Annotated in this window: 1 protein-coding gene; it reads right to left on the bottom strand. The window is 64.9% G+C overall.

Annotated elements, in window-relative coordinates; translation table 11 throughout:
- Window positions 1-154 precede the first annotated feature (154 nt).
- Window positions 155-1363: acyltransferase family protein (locus tag AC3ENJ_RS12700; protein WP_431814299.1), on the bottom strand; the 1209-nt coding region annotated here is incomplete at its 5' end.

The raw sequence follows: 1363 nt of genomic DNA, 5'->3' as shown, positions 1-1363 counted from the left end.
GTGGGAGTCTTGAGGGCGCGCTGTCATCGTGGGGGGAAGTAGCTCAAGCACGAACGGCATCCTAACGGGGCAATTTACCTGGGGGGCGTCCCGGCCTCGCATCAGGCCGGTCACAGTCGAGTGTTCCGGGGGGCGGTCTACGACCGGACTGCGGTTATTGAGCGATCGCGTTGTAGAGCCGCTCGTGGGCGGGGGCGGTCATGGTTTTCGCGTAATCCCACGTGAGATGGTGGGAGTCCAGCCACACGTGCACATTACCGATCACCGGGCGGCATTGGCCGTCCGGGCAGATGAGGTCGGTGAGATCCACGTTGCGGTAGTCCTCGATCGACTCCAGCTCCTGAGCCGGGTTGGCCGGTGCGAGCACTTGCGACGCCGGAACGGTGCACGAGGGATCGTCCGCCCTCTTGGACTCCACGCACCCGTACGGGTTGAAGTCCAAACGGGGGTTGTCGCGGAACCCGACCACGCGGATCCCCTGGTCGGTGAGGTCTTCGACGACTCCCGGCAACCCGGCAATAACGTTCTCCCGGCTGCCGTCCATGAGTTTCCCGCGCGTGGAGGTGGTCAGCACCACGTCCGGTTTGAGCTTGGCCACGTAATCCAAGGCTGCCTGGTTGCCTTCCCGGCACACCTCTGACTGACCCTCCAGACCCAATCCGCAACCGGGCTGCAGCAGGGAGATCATCTGCCAGTTCTCTTCCTCGGCCATGGGCAGCACGGCGCCCATGTACTGCTCCATGTGGGAGTTGCCGACCACGACCACGGTCTTGGTGGGGTTCTCCACCGCTTCCGACTGGCGGCAGAAGTCCTGCACCGCGGTGTTGTCGGGTTCAAAGCTGCCCGCGCATTTTTCCGGCAGCCCCACCCATTGATTGCCGAGGTCCGAGGCCAGCGGCAGGGTGGGCGCGTTCGGATCGCCGTTCGCTTGGTAATCGGGTATGAGCGACACGGCGCCGGGGTTGTTGCGTTCGGCCTGTGCTTCCAACTGCGCACTGCGGTGGGCGTCCACCGCGGACCAGGACAGCACAACGCTGGTCACCAGAGCCAGGCAGAGCACGATGACCAGCGCCAGACGGCGCTTGGCGGCCTCGGGCCACGCCCACGCCTTGAGCGGGTTCTCAATCAACGCCGTGAGCACCAACGCCAGGACAACCGATACAACCACCAGCGCAACACCGGAACGCGGCCCGGCCCAGGGACGATCCATGATCACCAAGTACGTGATCAGCAGCGGCCAATGCACCAGGTACAGCGCATAGGCGGCATCGCCCAACTTCACCACGGGACGCCAGGACAGGAACCGGTCGAACCCCACCCGGGACTCGGTGTTACCGGCCACAATGATCGCGGCCGCGGACAA

Source organism: Kocuria sp. cx-455, from assembly GCF_057707085.1.
Note: the sequence above shows the minus strand (reverse complement) of the source record. Positions and strands in the feature narration are given on the sequence as shown.